At 72.5% G+C, this 18,245-nt stretch carries 13 protein-coding genes and 1 pseudogene; 12 read left to right on the top strand and 2 right to left on the bottom strand.

The genetic code is table 11. The annotated features are described in order from the left end of the window. The first annotated feature begins 14 nt into the window (after nucleotides 1-14). From ligA to gatB, 6 genes are all read left to right on the top strand, one after another. Nucleotides 15-2,210 (top strand): NAD-dependent DNA ligase LigA, encoded by a 2,196-nt coding sequence (ligA, locus tag ABZ899_RS30420; protein WP_361352209.1) that lies wholly within the window; start codon nucleotides 15-17, stop codon nucleotides 2,208-2,210. A 272-nt stretch (nucleotides 2,211-2,482) separates the two neighbouring features. Beyond that, the gene (locus ABZ899_RS30425) at nucleotides 2,483-4,690 is read left to right on the top strand and encodes a bifunctional diguanylate cyclase/phosphodiesterase (RefSeq protein ID WP_361352212.1); all 2,208 of its coding nucleotides are present in this window, start codon (nucleotides 2,483-2,485) and stop codon (nucleotides 4,688-4,690) included. Between the two features lie 319 nt (nucleotides 4,691-5,009). Beyond that, a complete protein-coding gene (gene gatC / locus ABZ899_RS30430) occupies nucleotides 5,010-5,306 on the top strand; it encodes an Asp-tRNA(Asn)/Glu-tRNA(Gln) amidotransferase subunit GatC (protein WP_019754397.1) in 297 nt (98 codons plus the stop codon). 2 nt (nucleotides 5,307-5,308) lie between these two features. Beyond that, nucleotides 5,309-6,802: an Asp-tRNA(Asn)/Glu-tRNA(Gln) amidotransferase subunit GatA gene (gatA, locus tag ABZ899_RS30435; protein WP_361352214.1), complete on the top strand. Its 1,494-nt coding sequence runs from the start codon at nucleotides 5,309-5,311 to the stop codon at nucleotides 6,800-6,802. Next, nucleotides 6,799-7,041 carry a hypothetical protein gene (locus ABZ899_RS30440; protein ID WP_361352217.1) on the top strand — a complete coding sequence of 81 codons (243 nt, stop codon included), beginning with the start codon at nucleotides 6,799-6,801 and terminating at the stop codon, nucleotides 7,039-7,041. The genes gatA and ABZ899_RS30440 overlap by 4 nt, the downstream gene beginning before the upstream one ends. 15 nt (nucleotides 7,042-7,056) lie before the next feature. Then, nucleotides 7,057-8,571: an Asp-tRNA(Asn)/Glu-tRNA(Gln) amidotransferase subunit GatB gene (gene gatB, locus ABZ899_RS30445; protein ID WP_361352220.1), complete on the top strand. Its 1,515-nt coding sequence runs from the start codon at nucleotides 7,057-7,059 to the stop codon at nucleotides 8,569-8,571. Between the two features lie 58 nt (nucleotides 8,572-8,629). Here the strand turns inward: gatB and ABZ899_RS30450 are convergent, their stop codons facing one another. Further along, complete coding sequence (locus tag ABZ899_RS30450; protein WP_361352223.1) at nucleotides 8,630-9,433, bottom strand: methyltransferase domain-containing protein; 804 nt, start codon at nucleotides 9,431-9,433, stop codon at nucleotides 8,630-8,632. Nucleotides 9,434-9,841: 408 nt separating this feature from the next. Between ABZ899_RS30450 and ABZ899_RS30455 the strand changes: the two genes are divergently transcribed. The 6 genes and pseudogenes from ABZ899_RS30455 (at nucleotide 9,842) to ABZ899_RS30480 (ending at nucleotide 16,945) form a co-directional block, all read left to right on the top strand. Beyond that, entirely contained in the window at nucleotides 9,842-12,070 is a 2,229-nt protein-coding gene (locus tag ABZ899_RS30455; RefSeq protein ID WP_361352226.1) for an MMPL family transporter, read from the top strand. Next, nucleotides 12,048-12,623 carry a GNAT family protein gene (locus ABZ899_RS30460; protein WP_361352229.1) on the top strand — a complete coding sequence of 192 codons (576 nt, stop codon included), beginning with the start codon at nucleotides 12,048-12,050 and terminating at the stop codon, nucleotides 12,621-12,623. Before ABZ899_RS30455 ends, ABZ899_RS30460 begins: the two co-directional genes overlap by 23 nt. 35 nt (nucleotides 12,624-12,658) lie before the next feature. Beyond that, nucleotides 12,659-13,195 (top strand): hypothetical protein, encoded by a 537-nt coding sequence (locus ABZ899_RS30465; RefSeq protein WP_361352232.1) that lies wholly within the window; start codon nucleotides 12,659-12,661, stop codon nucleotides 13,193-13,195. A 164-nt stretch (nucleotides 13,196-13,359) separates the two neighbouring features. Beyond that, entirely contained in the window at nucleotides 13,360-13,584 is a 225-nt protein-coding gene (locus tag ABZ899_RS30470; protein ID WP_361352235.1) for a hypothetical protein, read from the top strand. 74 nt (nucleotides 13,585-13,658) lie between these two features. Beyond that, nucleotides 13,659-16,694, top strand: a pseudogene (locus tag ABZ899_RS30475) (AAA family ATPase). Nucleotides 16,695-16,732: 38 nt separating this feature from the next. After that, nucleotides 16,733-16,945, top strand: a complete 213-nt coding sequence (locus ABZ899_RS30480) for a DUF6191 domain-containing protein (RefSeq protein ID WP_361352238.1) — start codon at nucleotides 16,733-16,735, stop codon at nucleotides 16,943-16,945. Here ABZ899_RS30480 and ABZ899_RS30485 read toward each other — a convergent pair. Further along, on the bottom strand, nucleotides 16,932-18,134 hold the full coding sequence (locus ABZ899_RS30485; protein WP_361352241.1) for a PQQ-dependent sugar dehydrogenase: 1,203 nt from the start codon (nucleotides 18,132-18,134) through the stop codon (nucleotides 16,932-16,934). The two genes, ABZ899_RS30480 and ABZ899_RS30485, sit on opposite strands and share 14 nt — an antisense overlap. Nucleotides 18,135-18,245 lie beyond the last annotated feature (111 nt).

Consider the following 18,245-nt stretch of genomic DNA (forward strand, 5'->3'; position numbering starts at 1 on the left):
CGGGAGGAAACACGGTGGCCGGCGACAAGCAGGCGGAGACGACGGCGGTGCCCGCCGAGGCCCGCGAAGAGCACGCGCAGCTGGCGGAGCAGGTCGAGGAGCACCGCTTCCGGTACTACGTGAAGGACGCCCCGGTCGTCAGCGACGCCGAGTTCGACACGCTGCTGAAGACGTTGGAGGCCCTGGAGGAGAAGTATCCGGAGCTGCGCACACCGGACTCGCCGACCCAGAAGGTCTCGGGGTCGTACGAGACGGAGTTCACCGCGGTCGAGCACCGCGAGCGGATGCTGTCGCTCGACAACACCTTCAACGACGACGAGCTCGGCGCCTGGGTGGACCGCATCGCCCGTGAACTGGGCGAGCAGGAGTACCACTTCCTGTGCGAGCTGAAGGTCGACGGACTCGCCGTCAACCTCACCTACGAGAAAGGCCGCCTGACCCGCGCGGCCACCCGCGGCGACGGCCGCACGGGCGAGGACATCACCCCGAACGTCCGCACCATCGCGGAGATCCCGGACCGCCTCGCCGGCGACGACGTGCCCGAGCTGGTCGAGATCCGCGGCGAGGTCTACTTCCCGATGGCGAAGTTCCTCGAGCTCAACGAACGCCTGGTCGCCGCCGGCGACAAGCCCTTCGCCAACCCGCGCAACGCCGCCGCCGGTTCGCTGCGCCAGAAGGACCCGCGCGTCACCGCCACCCGCCCGCTGCACATGGTCGTCCACGGCATCGGCGCCCTCCAGGGCTTCTCCGGCATGACCCGGCTCTCCCAGGCCTACGACCTGCTGAAGACCTGGGGCCTGCCCACCTCGCCGCACAACCGCGTCGTCGACGACCTCGCGGGCATCCGCGAGTTCATCGCGTATTACGGCGAGAACCGCCACTCCGTCGAGCACGAGATCGACGGCGTCGTCGTCAAGCTGGACGAGATCCGGCTCCAGGGCCGCCTCGGCTCCACCGCGCGCGCCCCGCGCTGGGCCATCGCGTACAAGTACGCGCCGGAGGAGGTCAACACCAAGCTCCTCGACATCAAGGTCGGCGTCGGCCGCACCGGCCGCGTCACCCCGTACGCCCAGGTCGAGCCGGTCACCGTCGCGGGCAGCGAGGTCGAGTTCGCCACCCTGCACAACCAGGAGGTCGTCAAGGCCAAGGGCGTCCTCATCGGGGACACCGTGGTCATCCGCAAGGCCGGGGACGTCATCCCGGAGATCCTCGGCCCGGTCGTCGACCTGCGCGACGGCAGCGAGCGGGAGTTCGAGATGCCGAGCGAGTGCCCCGAGTGCGGCACCCCGCTGCGGCCCATGAAGGAGGGCGACATCGACCTCCGCTGCCCCAACGCCCGTGCCTGCCCCGCCCAGTTGCGGGAGCGGGTCTCCTATCTCGCCGGCCGGGAGAGCCTGGACATCGAGCACTTCGGCTCGGTGGCCGCCGCCGCGCTCACCCGTCCGCTGGAGCCGGCCGACCCGCCGCTGGCCGACGAGGGCGACCTGTTCGACCTGACGGTGGAGAAGCTGCTGCCCATCAAGGCGTACGTCCTCGACCCGGACAGCGGCCTGCCCAAGCGCGACCCCAAGACGGGCAAGGAGAAGGTCGTCACGGTCTTCGCCAACCAGAAGGGCGAGCCGAAGAAGAACACCCTCGCCCTGCTGGCCAACATCGAGGCCGCCAAGCAGCGCCCGCTCGCGAGGTTCCTCAACGGGCTGTCCATCCGGCACGTCGGCCCGGTCGCGGCGCAGGCCCTCGCCCGCGAGTTCCGCTCCATCGACCGCATCGAACAGGCCACGGAGGAGGAGCTGGCGGCGACCGCCGGAGTCGGCCCCATCATCGCCGCCGCGCTCAAGGAGTGGTTCGCCGAGGAGTGGCACCGCGAGATCGTCCGCAAGTGGAAGGCGGCCGGAGTCCCGCTGGAGGAGCAGTCCTCCGGTGAGGACGAGGGCCCCCGCCCGCTGGAGGGCCTCACCGTCGTCGTCACCGGCACGCTGGAGCATCACACTCGGGACGGTGCCAAGGAGGCGCTGGAGAGCCGCGGCGCGAAGGTGACCGGTTCGGTGTCGAAGAAGACCTCCTTCGTCGTCGTGGGCGACAGCCCGGGGTCCAAGTACGACAAGGCGGTGCAGCTGAAGGTGCCGGTTCTGGACGAGGACGGCTTCGCCGTCCTGCTGGAACGGGGGCCGGAGGCGGCGGCCGAAGTTGCCCTGTCCGTGGAGCAGTAGCGGTTGAACCCGGCCCGATGGGCGCATATCAGATGCATACGGGTGGCTGGGGCGCATTCGGGCAACCGTCGACGACCGCTGCCCGTACACGCCTTCGGCGGCCTACTGTTGGGATGTGCGCCTGCCGTGCCCAGCTGCGGTCGGGGCATCCCTTCGCTCCCGAGGAGCAAGCAAGGGCGAGGGGAAGGGTTTTCCAGCGCGGGGCCGTCGAGGGCAGTCGTCGGGCGACGGGCCGCGTGGCGTGGGCACCGCCGGCTGTGAGAGGGACGGGAATGGAACCGACCGAGAGTGCCGCCCCGCGCTCACGGCTGCGCCGGACGGCCGGCGTATGCCGCGGGTGGGCGGCACGGACCGCGGATCGCCCGGGTGCGGGCAGCGGGCGGGACACCACGGACGGCGGCGCCCGGCGCGACGGCGAGCACGCCGCGGGGCTGGCGGACCCCGACCACGAACGGCACCTGTCCTGGCCCGCGTTGCCCGCGTCGGTGGTCGCGGCCGCCGCCTTCGTCCTCGGGGCCTGTTTCTACCGGGCGTTCACCGACGGCCACGCCCTCTTCCCGTCCGGCACCGTCGGCTGGTCCCTGGCCGTGCTGACCGGCATCATCGTCGGCCATCTGGTGGCCCTGGGCCGCGCCCGCTGGTGGGGCGGCACCGGCTCCGGCGCCGCCCTCACCCTCGCCGTGCTGCTGCTGTACGGCTGGGTGCCGGCCGGCATGGTCAGCCTCACCGTCGTCGTCCTGGTCGGTGTCGCCCGCCGCGGCCGCTGGCGCCAAGGCGTGCTGCACGGCGCGGTGGACATCCTCGGCATCGCCTCCGGCGCCCTGGTGCTGGCCGCGTTCGGCCGGGTCCCCAGCGTCGAGAGACCCTGGAGCCCCGACACCTGGACGCTCTACACCGCCCCCGGCGTGGTGCTGGTCGCGGTCGCCTATCTCCTCGTCACCCGCGTCCTGCACTGGTATCTGCACGCCCCGCGCGGCGGTCTGCCCACCGTCGCCCGCACCGCCCTGGTCAGACAGGGGCTGGCCGCCGTCGCCCTGCTGGGCATCGCCCCCCTGGTGTGCGTGGTGGCCGTCGCCAAGCCCCTGCTGCTGCCGCTGTTCTCCATCCCGCTCGTCGCCCTCGACTCCACCCTCTGGATAGCCCGGGCCCGGGCGGAGGAGCAGTTGCGCGATCCGCTGACCGGGCTGCCGAACCGGCAGTGGCTGCTGGAGCGGATCTGGACCGCGCTGGACGACGCCGAACGCATAGGCGCCCGGTCCGCGCTCATGCTGATCGACCTCGATCGCTTCCGGTCGGTGAACGACACCCTGGGTCATCTCGCCGGTGACCGGCTGCTGTTGCAGATAGCCGACCGGCTGCGGCTCGCCCTGCCGCGCGGGGCGGAGGCCGCGCGGCTCGGGGGAGACGAGTTCGCCGTCCTGCTGCCCGTCGCCGACTCCACCACGTCCGCGACCCGCGTCGCCCGCGGCCTCGTCTCGGCGCTCAGCTCACCGCTCGACCTGGACGGCCTCACCCTGGTGCTGGAGGCCAGCGCGGGCGTCGCCGTCTTCCCGGACCACGCGCTCGACGCCGAGGGGTTGCTGCGCCGCGCGGACGTGGCGATGTACCAGGCGAAACGGGACCGCACCGGCGTCGAGGTCTACGAGTCCAAACGGGACTCCAACACCCCGGACCGGCTCGGCCTCCTCGGCGATCTGCGCCGCGCCCTCGACGCGCACGAGGTCGAACTGCACTACCAGCCCAAGGTCCGCTTCGACGGACAGGTCGCCGGACTGGAGGCGCTGGTGCGCTGGGTGCACCCCGAGCGCGGGAAGGTGCCGCCCGACGAGTTCATAGCGATAGCCGAGTCCTCGGGGCTGATGCCGCACCTCACCGAGTACGTCCTGGAGACCGCGCTCGGCCAGGTGGCGCGGTGGCGCTCCCAGGGCCTGTTCGTGCCGGTCGCCGTCAACGTCTCCCCGCGTGACGTGCACACCCCCGGATTCGCCGGTTCCGTGGCCGCGCGCCTCGCCCGGCACGGGGTCCCCGCGGGAGCGCTCCAGCTGGAGATCACCGAGCACGTCCTGCTGGAGGACCCGACCCGCGCCGCCGACACCCTCGCCGCGCTCACCGGGCACGGCGTGAAGATGTCCCTCGACGACTTCGGCACCGGCTACTCCTCGCTGGTGCATCTGCGGCGGCTGCCGGTGAGCGAGTTGAAGATCGACCGCTCGTTCGTGGCCCGGCTCGCGGTGGACGCCGAGGACGCCGAGATCGTGCGCTGCACGGTCGACCTGGCCCACTCGCTCGGCCTGCTGGTCGTCGCCGAGGGCGTCGAGGACGACGAGACCTGGGAGCGCCTGCGCGATCTGCGCTGCGACGCCGTCCAGGGCTGGCTGGTGGCCGCCGCCATGCCGCCCGATGAGACGACCGCCTGGCTGCGGGCGCGCGGCTCGCGGGGCTGGCAGCGCCCGAAGGCGGCGCTCCCCGCCGCCGAGTGACACGGCGGCGCACGCAGAGGTGGGATCGCGGGCCCAGCGGTTCGCCCCCGCCGTGAAGCGGGCCGTCATCAGGCCCAGGCGCCGCTCCTGCGCAGCCTCCGGCAGCGTCCGCCACGCGTCGGCGTCACCAGGCCCGTGCAGGCCCGCCCCGTACGTCCTGGTCATCGGCGTCCACCGCGCCACGGCCGTGGTCGTACCGATCGGCGCGGCCCCGCTCCTCACCGGCCGACCCCGCGCCGCAGGAAACCGATGCACAGGCACAGCCCCCCGCCCCATAGGATTGGGCCAAACCACACACACTCACCCAGAGGATCGCTGCATGCCTGGCATCACGCGCGAGGAGGTCGCCCACCTCGCCCGGCTGGCGCGTCTGGAGCTGAAGCCCGAAGAGCTCGACCACTTCGCGGGACAGCTGGACGACATCATCGGCGCGGTCGCCCGCGTCAGTGAGGTCGCCGACCAAGACGTACCGCCTACCTCGCACCCCCTCCCGCTGACGAACGTCATGCGCGAGGACGAGGTCCGTCCCTCGCTCACCCCCGAGCAGGCGCTCTCCGGCGCCCCGGCCCAGGAGCAGCAGCGTTTCAAGGTGCCGCAGATCCTGGGGGAGGACTGACCATGACGGACATCATCAAGCTCACCGCCGCCGAGACCGCCGAGAAGATCGCCTCCGGCGAGCTCACGGCCGTCGAGGTCGCCGAGGCCCACCTGGCCCGGATCGAGGCCGTCGACGAGAAGGTGCACGCCTTCCTGTACGTCGACCGCGAGGGCGCCCTCGCGCAGGCCCGCGCCGTCGACGAGAAGCGGGAGCGCGGCGAGAAGCTCGGTCCGCTGGCCGGCGTCCCCCTCGCGCTGAAGGACATCTTCACCACCGAGGGCGTCCCCACGACCGTCGGCTCGAAGATGCTCGAAGGCTGGATCCCGCCGTACGACGCGACGCTCACCAAGCGGCTGAAGGCCGCCGACGTCGTCATCCTCGGCAAGACCAACATGGACGAGTTCGCCATGGGGTCCTCCACCGAGAACAGCGCCTACGGCCCGACCGGCAACCCCTGGGACCTCACCAAGATCCCCGGCGGCTCCGGCGGCGGTTCCTCCGCCGCGCTCGCCTCCTTCCAGGCGCCGCTCGCCATCGGCACGGACACCGGCGGCTCCATCCGTCAGCCGGCCGCCGTCACCGGCACGGTCGGCGTCAAGCCGACGTACGGCGCGGTGTCCCGGTACGGCATGGTCGCCTTCTCCAGCTCGCTGGACCAGGGCGGTCCCTGTGCCCGTACGGTCCTCGACGCGGCCCTGCTGCACGAGGTCATCGCCGGGCACGACCCGATGGACTCCACCTCCATCGACGCCCCGGTCCCGCCGGTCGTCGAGGCCGCCCGCAACGGCAGCGTGCGGGGCATGCGCGTCGGTGTGGTCAAGCAGTTCCGCGGCGAGGGCTACCAGGCCGGCGTCATCCAGCGCTTCGACGAGTCCGTCGAGCTGCTGAAGGAGCTGGGCGCCGAGATCGTCGAGCTGGACTGCCCGTCCTTCGACCTCGCGCTGTCGGCGTACTACCTGATCGCCCCGTCCGAGTGCTCCTCCAACCTCGCCCGCTTCGACGGCCTGCGCTACGGCCTGCGCGTCGGCGACGACGGCACGCACTCCGCCGAGGAGGTCACCTCCCTCACCCGTGAGGCGGGCTTCGGCCCCGAGGTGAAGCGCCGCATCATGCTCGGCACGTACGCCCTGTCGAGCGGCTACTACGACGCGTACTACGGCAGCGCCCAGAAGGTCCGCACGCTCATCACGCGCGACTTCGAGAAGGCCTTCGAGCAGGTCGACGTGATCGTCTCGCCGACGACGCCGACCACCGCCTTCGCGATCGGCGAGCGGGCCGACGACCCGATGGCGATGTACCTCGCCGACCTGTGCACCATCCCGACGAACCTCGCGGGCAACGCGGCCATGTCCCTGCCCTGCGGCCTGGCCCCGGAGGACAACCTCCCGGTCGGCCTGCAGATCATCGCCCCGGCACTGAAGGACGACCGGCTCTACAAGGTCGGCGCCGCCGTCGAGGCCGCCTTCGTGGAAAAGTGGGGTCACCCGCTGATCGAGGAGGCTCCGTCGCTGTGAGCAAGGCAATGTCCAAGGCCAAGGGCTTCAAGAAGTCGAAGTCCGGTCTGTACCTGTCCATGGCCACCACCGCGTTCGGCGCGGTCAACGTCGTCAAGCAGGCCAAGAAGGCCCGCGTGGAGAGCGACACGCTGCGTCTGCTCGACGCCGCCGTCTCCGCCACCGCGATCGTCACCGGCCTCGCCATCCTCTACCGCGAGCTGAAGCGGCTGGGCGACGACGACGTCCTGCTGGGCTGAGAGGGAAGTTTCACCGTGACCACCACGACCGACCTGGTGTCGTACGAGGACGCACTCGCGTCGTACGACCCCGTCATGGGCCTCGAGGTCCATGTCGAACTCGGCACCAAGACCAAGATGTTCTGCGGTTGCTCGACCGCCCTCGGCCAGGCCCCCAACACGCAGACCTGCCCGGTCTGCCTCGGCCTGCCGGGCGGGCTCCCGGTCGTCAACGCGACCGGCGTCGAGTCCGCCATCAAGATCGGCCTCGCGCTGAACTGCGAGATCGCCGAATGGTGCCGCTTCGCCCGGAAGAACTACTTCTATCCGGACATGCCGAAGAACTTCCAGACCTCCCAGTACGACGAGCCGATCGCCTTCAACGGCTACCTCGACGTACAGCTGGAGGACGGGGAGACCTTCCGCGTCGAGATCGAGCGCGCCCACATGGAGGAGGACACCGGCAAGTCGACGCACGTCGGCGGTGCCACCGGCCGTATCCACGGCGCGTCCTACTCCCTGCTGGACTACAACCGCGCCGGCATCCCGCTCATCGAGATCGTCACCAAGCCGATCGTCGGCGCCGGTGAGCGCGCCCCCGAGGTGGCCAAGGCGTACGTCCGTGAGCTGCGCGAGGTCATCCGGGCGCTCGGCGTCTCCGAGGCCCGGATGGAGATGGGCCAGATGCGCTGCGACGTGAACCTGTCGCTGCGCCCGCACGGCACCGAGAAGTTCGGCACCCGCTCGGAGACGAAGAACGTCAACTCGCTGCGGTCGGTGGAGCGCGCGGTCCGCTTCGAGATCCAGCGGCACGCGACCGTGCTGTCGTCCGGCGGCACGATCGTGCAGGAGACCCGGCACTTCCACGAGGACACGGGGTCCACGACCTCGGGCCGCGTGAAGGAGGAGGCCGAGGACTACCGGTACTTCCCCGAGCCGGACCTGGTGCCGGTGGCCCCCTCGCGCGAGTGGGTCGAGGAGATCCGGGCGGTCCTGCCCGAGCTGCCGCTGGCCCGCCGCACCCGGCTGCTGGCCGACTGGGGCATCTCCGCCACCGACATGCAGGCGATCCTCAATGCCGGCGCGCTGGACCTGATCGTCGCCACGATCGACGCCGGTGCCGACCCGGCCTCCGCCCGCAAGTGGTGGATGGGTGAGCTGGCCCGCAGCGCCAACGAGGCGGGCAAGGCGCCCGACGAGCTCTCCATCACCCCCGAGCAGGTCGCCCGGGTCACCGAGCTCGTCGCCAAGGGCGACCTGAACGACAAGCTGGCCCGCCAGGTCATCGAGGGTGTGCTCGCGGGCGAGGGCACCCCGGACGAGGTCGTCGAGAAGCGCGGTCTGAAGGTCGTCTCCGACGAGGGCGCGCTGACCACCGCCGTCGAGGAGGCCATCGCCGGCAACCCGGGCATCGCGGACAAGATCCGCGGTGGCAAGGTCGCCGCGGCCGGCGCCCTGGTCGGCGCGGTCATGAAGGCCACCCGCGGTCAGGCCGACGCGGCCCGCGTCAAGGAGCTGATCCTGGAGAAGCTGGGCGTCAGCGAGGGCTGAGCCCCAGGCAGGACACCCCGAGGGGGACGCACCGGCATCCGGTGCGTCCCCCTCGTCGTCACAGGCGGCGCCCCACCACGCGGACGAAGCCCAGCGTGCGCCCTTCGTCCCGGCGCACCATCTCGGCGACCTGGCGGGCCATCGTGCGGTGGAACTCCTCGGGACTCTCCTCGGCGACCACCTCGCACCACAGCAGCCAGTCCCGCCAGCCGTCGTCCAGCCAGTCGGCGGTCTCGACCTCCACGGCACCGCTGCGGGTCCAGTGGCGCCGCCACCAGCCGGCGCTGTGGAAGCACCAGTACCCAGGCTCCCAGTACGGCCGCAGGTGCTCCGGCGGCTCCACGCCGTCCGGCTCCTCGCGCAGCGCCGGTACGACGACGCCGATCCGGCCGCCGGGGCGCAGCAGCCGGGTGAGCGTGGGCAGGTAGAGGTCGTCGGTGCCGAAGTACTGGTAGGCGTCGATGCTCACGATCGTGTCGAAGCAGCCCTCGGCGAACGGCAGGTCGTGCGCCTCGGCCTTGACGGGCAGCACCCGGTCGGCGAAACCGGCCTCGGCGACGCGGCGCGCGTTGTCGTCGGGCTCGATCCACAGATCGGCCGCGGTGACCTGGGCGTCGTACTCCCTGGCCAGGAAGACGGAGGTCATGGCCCGGCCGCAGCCCAGGTCGAGGACGCGGGCGCCGGGGCGCAGGGCGTCCAGGCCGAGGGCGGGGGCCAGCCACTCCAGCAGCCAGAGCGCGTTCGGCCCCATCTGGTTGTCGATGACCCAGCGGGGGTCGTAGCGGTTGGCGCGCGGGTGGCGGGGGTGGGTCAGCCGTTCGGCGAGGTGCTCATTCGAGGTGCTCGGGATGTGGTCCGGCATGGGTGGACGGGCTCCTTGAGTCCGGGGAAGCGGAAGGGGGTACGGAGGAGCTCGGCCGGACGCTCAAACAATGCACCTGCTCGGGTCGGCGGCGAGGGGCCGCGGCTGACGGAGTGACCGTCGGACGCTAACAGCGGGTCCGGGGGCGGCGCATGCGATTTCCCGTCCCGGGAAGGTTCCCGATGTGCCACGGCACTACTGTGACTGGCGCCACCTGCGACGACATAAGCGCCGTTACTGTCCTGTGTTCTTCCTCCTATTGCTGTGAACAACCCCACGATCGCGGCAAACGATCATTTTCAACTGTAAGAGTTGCATCACATCGCTCATACGTTCTTTGCGGGCTGTTCACTTCATGAACGACTGTTCCCGGTCAAAGATCCACACATCGTCCCTGGGAGCACGTCCGTGGCAGCTCTTGCACGCTGGTGTGTCCAACGCCGCCTCGTCGCCGTACTGCTCTGGCTCCTCGCCTTCGGCGGGGTGACCGCGGCCGCCGCCGTCACGGGCTCCGCCTACTCCAACGACTACGAGGTCCCCGGCACCGAGTCGGGCCGCGCCACGCAGCTGCTGCAGGAGGGCTTCCCCGGCTTCGGCGGCGACAGCGACACCGTCGTCTGGCACACCCCGTCGGGCACCGTCCGCGCCGGCGCCGTCGAACAGACCATGAGGCGCACCCTGGACGACATCGCGGACCTGCCCGGCGTCGCGTCCGTGTACGGCCCCTACGGCAAGCAGGGCGCCGCCCGGATCAGCGAGGACGGGCACACGGCCTACGCCACCGTGACCTTCGACGCCGGCGCCGGACGCCTCGACGAGGGTGAGGCCCGGGCCGTCGTGGACACCGCGAAGGCCGCGGAGACCGACGGGCTCCAGGTCGAACTCGGCGGGTCCGCCGTCGCCCTCACCGAGTCGCCGGGCGGGCACACCGCCGAGATCGTCGGCGTGGCCGTCGCCGCCGTCGTCCTCTTCCTCGCCTTCGGCTCGCTCGCCGCCTCGCTGCTGCCCATCGCCACCGCCCTGGTGAGCGTCGGCACCGCCTACGCGGGGATCGCCCTCCTCGGGCACGCCATGACGGTGGCCGACTTCGCCCCCATGCTCGGCATGCTCATCGGACTCGGCGTCGGCATCGACTACGCCCTGTTCATCGTCACCAGACACCGGCGCGGACTCAAACGGGGCCTGCCTGTGGCCGAGTCGATCACCAACGCCGTGGTCACCACCGGGCGCGCGGTGGTGTTCGCCGGTGCCACGGTGTGCATCGCCCTGCTGGGCATGCTGATCCTGCGGCTGAGCTTCCTCAACGGCGTGGCGATCGCCGCCTCCCTGACCGTGGTCCTGACCGTCGCGGCCTCCGTGACCCTGCTGCCCGCCCTGCTGTCCCTCATCGGCATGCGTGCCCTCAGCCGCCGCGAGCGGCGCCGGCTGGCCGAGCACGGACCCCAGCCCGAACTGCCCACCGGGCTCGCCGCCCGCTGGTCCGCCTTCGTGGAGCGCCACCCCAAGGCCCTCGGCGCGATCGCTCTCGCCGTCATCACCGTTCTCGCCCTGCCCACCCTGGCGCTGCGCCTCGGCACCTCCGACCAGGGCAACGACCCGGCCACCTCCACCACCCGCCAGGCCTACGACCTCCTCGCCGACGGCTTCGGGCCCGGCGTCAACGGGCCGCTCACCCTCGTCACCGAGGTCGGCGGCGCCGAGGACAAGCTGGCCCTGGACAACCTCGACGCCGCCCTGCGCGCCACCGAGGGCGTCGCCTCGGTGACCGCGGTGACGTACAACGCGCGCAGCGACACCGCCTACCTCACCGTGGTCCCCGAGTCGTCCCCGCAGTCCCGCCAGACCAGCGACCTCGTGGACCGGCTGCGCGACGACGTCCTGCCGCGCGCCGAGACCGGGACCTCCCTCGACGTCCAGGTCGGCGGCATGACGGCCGGCTACGACGACTTCGCCGACGTGATCGTCGGCAAGCTCCCCCTCTTCGTCGGCGCCGTCATCGGCCTCGGCTGCCTGCTGCTCCTGCTCGCCTTCCGGTCCGTCGGCATCCCGGTGAAGGCCGCCGCGATGAACGTGGCCGCCGTGGCCGCCGCGTTCGGCGTCGTCGTCGCCGTGTTCCAGTGGGGCTGGGGGAGCGAGCTGCTGGGGCTCGGCCGGGCCGGTCCGATCGAGCCCTTCCTCCCCGTGATCATGGTGTCCGTGCTCTTCGGGCTCTCCATGGACTACCAGGTCTTCCTGGTCAGCCGGATGTACGAGGAGTGGCTGGAGACCGGCGACAACCGGCGGGCCGTGCGCGTCGGCCTTGCCGAGACCGGCCGGGTGATCAACTCCGCCGCGGTCATCATGATCTCCGTCTTCCTCGCCTTCGTCCTCAGCGGCGACCGCGTGATCGCCATGTTCGGCATCGCCCTCGCGGCGGCCGTCGCCCTGGACGCGTTCGTGCTGCGCACCCTCCTCGTCCCCGCCCTGATGCACCTGCTCGGCGGAGCCAACTGGTGGCTGCCCCGCTGGCTCGACAAGCGCATGCCCCGCATCAGCATCGAGCCGCCCGAGTGCCGGGCCGCCCATGAGACGCTCACCGACGTCGTGGCGGAACTCGAGAAGGAGCAGAGGGACGATGTACGCGATATCCCTGGGTGACGACGGAGCCGAGCTGAGGCCGCTGGAACCGTGGCACGCCGACGAGTTCCTGGCCCATCTGGAGCGCGGCCGGGAGTTCATCGGGCGGTTCATCCCGTTCGGCTCGGCCGTCACCGACCGGGCGTCCGCACGCGAGACGCTCCAGCGGTACGCCGACCTGCGCGCCGCGGACAGTGCCTCGTACCACGGCATCTGGCTGGACGGGAAGCTCGTCGGGGGCGTCCTCACGCTGCACTTCGACGCCGCGGCCGGCACCTGTGAGGTCGGGTGCTGGCTGGAACCCGCCGCGACCGGGCGCGGTCTCGTCACGCGGGCCATGCGGGTGCTCGTCGACTGGGCCGTCGAGGAGCGCGGCATCCACCGCGTCGAATGGGTCGCCGCCGCCGGCAACACCGCCAGCCTGAACGTCGCCCGCCGCCTCGGGATGACCCGGGACGGCGTACGCCGCGAAGCCCACCTCTATGGTGGGGTGCGCCACGATCTGGAGATCTGGTCGATCCTCGCCCCGCAGTGGCGTGAAGCACACGCGCGTACCGCGCACAGCGATCATTAAGACACCTCTCAGGAAGCGTACGTACGGTGCCAGACATGGGAACGAAGACAGTGGACGAGACCGTGACCACGGCCAGGGCCGACGACGAGGCCGTGGACGTCACCGAGGCGGCCGAGGCCCAGGCCGTCGCCGGCGACGAGCCCGAGGAGGTGGCCGCCGAGGCGACGGAAGCGGAGCGCTCCTTCGTCGGCCAGGGCGCCGCCGCGGTGGTCTCCGCCGCCCTCGGCCTCGTGTCCCTGACCGGCAGCTGGATCGGCACGGTCGCCGCCGCGCGCGAGACGCTCATCGGCCAGCTGGAGACGTCGTCCGACGCGAGCGTGGCCACGCAGATCAAGGCGGTCTACGGCGACGCCTGGCAGAGCTCCGCGCTGGTGGCCGGCCTGTTCGCGGTGGTCGCGCTGATCGTCGGTGTCGTGGTGCTCGCCCGGCCCGCGTTCGGCGCCCCCGGCCGGCCGCAGCCCGCCTGGATCAAGTCGGTCGCCTGGGGCGGTGTCGCCCTCGGCGTGATCGGCCTGCTGCTGGCCGTCCTCAAGTACACCGACGCGCTGCTCGGCCTGCCCTCGGCGGGCTGAGTCACCGCGGATCAGAGGGGCCTCAGGACCGCCGTAAGCACCTTAGACGGCGTCCTGGGGCCCCTTCGCCGTGTCTAAGGCACCCACGGGGCCGGCAAGATGCGGCACTCTCCCGATGTGGCGGACCCCCCTGGGAGACGAAGGTTGAGGCATCGCAGGAAGCGATGACAGCCCGGATCCACCAGGGGGACACCATGCACGACTACGAGATGCACCAGCTGCGCACCGACGAGCTGATCCGCCAGGCCGAGCACGAGCGCCTGGTCCGCGAGGCCGTCCGGGTCCGCCGCGCCGAGCGCCGCGCCGCCCGGCGCCCGGCACGGGAGCCGGGGGACACGCCCTCGCATACCGCCGGCCCCGGCCACCGGCGCGCCGCGCGCCCCGCGTGAGGCCGCCGGAGACCGGGCCCGGGTCCGGGCGCGGCACCAGGAAAACCGGTGCCGCGCCACCCGCGCCGCGTGCGATGCTCGGGCCTGTGGAGAGCCGCTCCGTAAGCCCCGTGTTCGTCGGCCGGACAACCGAGTTGGAGACGTTGGACGACGCGCTCGCCCGTGCCACCACGGGCGAGCCGCAGGCGTTGGTCATCGGCGGTGAGGCCGGGGTCGGCAAGACCCGCCTCGTCGAGGAGTTCGCCGGCGCCGCCGCCCGCGCGGGCGCCGTCGTGGCCGTCGGCGGCTGCGTCGAGATCGGCGCCGACGGCCTGCCGTTCGCCCCCTTCTCCACCGCCCTGCGCGCGCTGCGCCGCCAGCTCCCCGACGAACTCGCCGCGGCCGCCGCCGGGCAGGAGGACGAGCTGGCGCGCCTGCTGCCCGAGGTGGGGGAGACCCCGGCCGGCCTCGGCGCCGACCGCTCCGGCGAGGAGGGCATGGCCCGCCTCTTCGAACTGACGGCCCGCCTCCTGGAACGCCTCGCCGCGCACCGCACGGTCGTGGTCGCCCTGGAGGACCTGCACTGGGCCGACGCCTCCACCCGGCACCTGCTCACCTACCTCTTCCGCACCCTGCGCACCGGCCGCCTCGTCGTCCTCGCCACCTACCGCTCCGACGACATCCACCGCCGGCACCCGCTGCGCCCGCTCCTCGCCGAACTCGACCGGCTGCGCACCGTCCGCCGCATCGAGCTCGGCCGCTTCACCCGCGACGAGGTCGGCTGCCAGATCGCCGGCATCCTCGCCCGCGAACCCGACCCGGCCCAGGTCGACGCGATCTTCGAACGCTCCGACGGGAACGCCTTCTTCGTCGAGGAACTCGCCGTCGCCGCCCACGAGGGCGGCTGCACCGGCCTCACCGACTCCCTGCGCGACCTGCTCCTCGTACGCGTCGAGCGGCTCCCCGAGAGCGCCCAGCGGGTCGCCCGGCTCGTCGCCGAGGGCGGTTCCACCGTCGAGTACCGGCTGCTCGCCGCCGTCGCCGACCTCGCCGAAGACGATCTGATCGAGGCGCTGCGGGCCGCCGTCAACGCCAGCATCCTCACCGCCGCGCCCGGCGACGACGGCTACCGCTTCCGGCACTCCCTCGTCCGCGAGGCCGTCGCCGACGATCTGCTGCCCGGCGAACGCTCCCGCCTCAACCGCCGCTACGCCGAAGCCCTCGAAGCCGACCCGACGCTCGTCCCGCCCGGCGAGCGCGTGATGCGCCTGGCCAGCTACTGGTACCACGCGAACGACCCGGCCAAGGCCCTGCCCGCCGTCCTCGACGCCGCCGTCACCGCCCGCCGCCGGCGCGCCCACTCCGAGCAACTGCGCCTGCTGGAACGCGCGATGGAACTGTGGGACGCCACCCCCGCGGACATCCGCGCCACCCTGCGCCCCGTCGACTACACCGAGGCCTATCCGCCCCCGCTGCCCGAGCGGCGCGGCGGCACCCCCGAGCCCGCCGCCCCGCTGCGCTACCTCGACCTGATGGCCGAGGCGGCCGTCGCCGGACGGCGCTGCGGCGAGCGCGAACGCGCCCTGAAGATCACCAAGCGGGCCCTGCACCTGCTGGAGGAGGACCACGACCCGCTGCGCGCCGCCTGGTTCTGGATCCAGCGCTCCCGGCTGGTATAGGCCCTCGCCCGCGGGGACGGCTGGAAGGAGATCGGCACCGCCCAGGACCTCGTCCGCGGCCTGCCGCCGTCCGAGGTGCACGCCGAGGTGCTCGCCACCGCCGCCAGCTGGTCGATGCTGCGCGACCCCGGCGCCGACGCGGTGTCCGCCGCGGAGCGGGCCGTGGAGTACGCGCGCATGGTGGGCGCCGAGGACATCGAGCTGAACGCGCGCCTGACCCTCGGCGGACTCATGGCCGAGGCCGGGGACGGCGCCGGCCTCGCCCAGATGTACGAGGTCAAGGAGGCGGTGCTGGAACGCGGGCTCACCTCCGTGGTGGGCCGCAGCCATGTGAACCTGCCGTCCGTCCTGGAAGGCGTCGGCCGCTCGGCGGAGGCCGTCTCCATCCTGCGCGAGGGTCTGCGGCTCACCCAGGAGTGGGGCCTGCGCGACTCCGAGGCCTGGATCTGGGTGAACCTCGCCGAGTCCCTGGTCTCCCTGGGCCGCTGGGACGAGGCGGCCGAGGCCGCCGTCGGCGCCCAGCGCACCAGCCAGTCAGCCAAGCCGCGCGGCGGCGCCGCCAACCGCCTGGCCCAGCTCGCGCTCGACCGCGGCCAGATCGCCGAGGCCGCCCGCCACCTCGCCGCCGCCCGCGCCTCCTACGGCACCCACGACCCGATGCCGCAGCACAACCTCCCCATGTCCCACCTCACCCTCGGGATAGCCGCCGCGGAGGGCCGCCTCCTCGACGCCGGCTTCCCGCCCGGCACCCAGCGCTACGCCTGGCCCCTGCTGCTGGCCGCGGCCGTCGCCGAGTCCGACGCCCGCGCCGTCCCGCCGCCCGGCGGGCGCGACGGACGCACCGCCTTCCTGCGGCGCCTCTTCGAGGCCGTCCGCACCCTCGCCACGGGCGCGCCCGTATGGCTCGCCTACGAGCGGTGGACCCGCGCCGAGATCGACCGGGCCGAGGGCCGCGCCGACCCCGGCACCTGGGACGACGTGGTCACCGCCTTCGAGGCGCTGGACCGCCCCTATGACCTCGCCCGCGTCCGCCACCGCCTGGCCGAGGCGCTGCTGACCGGGGGCGGCGACGACGAGCGCGCCCGTGCCGCCGAGCTGCTCCGGCTCACCCGGGCCACCGCCGTGCACCTGGGCGCCCGCCCGCTCGCCGACGCCACGACCCTGCTGGCCCAGCGGGCCCGCCTCAGCCTCACCACGGCCCCGCCCCCCGCCGACCCGGCCGACACCCTCGGCCTCACCAGCCGCGAGCGCGATGTGCTGCGCCTGGTCTCCGCGGGGCGCACCAACCGCCAGATCGCCCAGGAGCTCTTCATCTCCCCGAAGACCGCCAGCGTCCATGTGTCGAACATCCTGGGCAAGCTCGGCGTCTCCGGCGGGGGCGAGGCGGCCGCGGTGGCGCACCGGATGGGGCTGTTCCCGGTGGAGACGCTCACCTCCGGGACGCGCGGCTGAGGCATACGCTGTGAGGGACGCCGGTCGTAGGAGGTCCTGTGTTCAACGCGTTCGAAGAGCTCTTCGCGCCCGGCCGCAAGCACGAGCGCGACGAACAGAACCGCCTGGAACTGACCCGCGAGGACGTCGGCGACAGCGACCCCGGACGCGGGCCGATAGACCTCGCCTCCGGAAAGGTCGTCGTACGGCGTACGGAGACCCTCCCCGAGGACGACTGGGACGACGAGGACGGCGACCTCAGCTCACCTTGAGCTCCAGGATGCGGTCGTCGCCGGACTCGGGCTCACCCCTTCCGTCGGTGTTGCTCGTCACCAGCCACAGCCTGTCGCCGCCCGCGGCCACGACCGTCCGCAGCCGGCCGTACTCGCCCTTCAGGAAGGGCTGGGGGTCGGCCGACGCCTTGACGCCGTCGAGCGGGACGCGCCACAGGGTCCGCCCCTTCAGGCCCGCCATCCACAGGGAGCCCTTGGCGTGGGCCAGCCCGCTGGGGGAGGCGTCGTCGGTGGCCCACTGGGCCAGCGGACTGTGGAAGTCCTTGTCGTCCGTCGTTCCCTCGGCCTCGGGCCAGCCGTAGTTGTCGCCGGGCTTGATCGCGTTCAGCTCGTCCCAGGTGTCCTGGCCGAACTCCGAGGCGAACAGGCGCTGTTCACGGTCCCAGGCCAGGCCCTGCACATTGCGGTGGCCGTACGAGTAGACCGGGGAGTCCGGGAAGGGGTTGCCCGGGGCCGGTTCCCCCTCGGGGGTCATCCGCAGGATCTTGCCGCCCAGCGACTTCCTGTCCTGGGACAGCCCGGTGTCGCCGCTCTCGCCGGTGCCCGCGTACAGCATGCGGTCGGGGCCGAAGGCGATCCGGCCGCCGTTGTGGATGTAGCCCTTGGGGATGCCCTTGAAGACCGTGTCGGGTGCGCCCAACTGCTCGCCCGCGGGCCGCTTCCCGTCGTAGAGCATCCGCACGACGCGGTTGTCCGAGGCCGAGGTGAAGTAGGCGTAGATCATGTGGTCCGCGGCGAAGTCCGGGGACAGCGCGATCCCCAGGAGCCCGCCCTCGCCGGCGGGTGACACCCCGGGCACCTCGCCCAGCTCGGTCCTCTTCCCGGTCTTCGCATCGATCCGGGTGATCGTGGCCTCGTCGCGGGAGGACACCAGCAGGTCGCCGCCCGGGATCGGGGCGAGACCCCAGGGGGTCTTCAGGCCCTCGGCGACCGTGCGCACCACGGAGACCGTGCCCTTCGCGGGCGGCGTCGCGGTCGCCCGCGCGCTCGGCGGCGCCTCGGAGCCGGCGGTGGCGCTCGGTCTCACGCCCCCGTTCTTCCCCGGCGCGTCACCGTCGCCGGACGAGCATCCGGACGTCAGCAGGAGTGCGGCGGCGGCCAACACGGCCGACACGGCTCGACGTTGCACGATCACGGTCCCTTCGACGCGGCGGGTCTCACTCTTCATACACCGCCCGAGCCCCACGGGTTCCCGATCTCCCGGGACCGGTCACCGTCCGGGACACGGCCGGCCGGGCGGCTCCGCCGTCCCTCCCGGGATTCCCGCACCGGGCGGCCC

Origin of the sequence: Streptomyces sp. NPDC046859 (assembly GCF_040645135.1) — a bacterium.
GTDB lineage: Bacteria > Actinomycetota > Actinomycetes > Streptomycetales > Streptomycetaceae > Streptomyces.

Bases quoted from the DNA above. Each gene is read 5' to 3' on its own strand.
- ABZ899_RS30460 (WP_361352229.1), top strand. From the start codon at position 12,048: ATGTACGCGATATCCCTGGGTGACGACGGAGCCGAGCTGAGGCCGCTG.
- gatC (WP_019754397.1), top strand. From the start codon at position 5,010: ATGCCTGGCATCACGCGCGAGGAGGTCGCCCACCTCGCCCGGCTGGCG.
- ABZ899_RS30450 (WP_361352223.1), bottom strand. From the start codon at position 9,433: ATGCCGGACCACATCCCGAGCACCTCGAATGAGCACCTCGCCGAACGG.
- ABZ899_RS30470 (WP_361352235.1), top strand. From the start codon at position 13,360: ATGACAGCCCGGATCCACCAGGGGGACACCATGCACGACTACGAGATG.
- ABZ899_RS30425 (WP_361352212.1), top strand. From the start codon at position 2,483: ATGGAACCGACCGAGAGTGCCGCCCCGCGCTCACGGCTGCGCCGGACG.
- ABZ899_RS30485 (WP_361352241.1), bottom strand. From the start codon at position 18,134: ATGAAGAGTGAGACCCGCCGCGTCGAAGGGACCGTGATCGTGCAACGT.
- ABZ899_RS30465 (WP_361352232.1), top strand. From the start codon at position 12,659: ATGGGAACGAAGACAGTGGACGAGACCGTGACCACGGCCAGGGCCGAC.
- gatA (WP_361352214.1), top strand. From the start codon at position 5,309: ATGACGGACATCATCAAGCTCACCGCCGCCGAGACCGCCGAGAAGATC.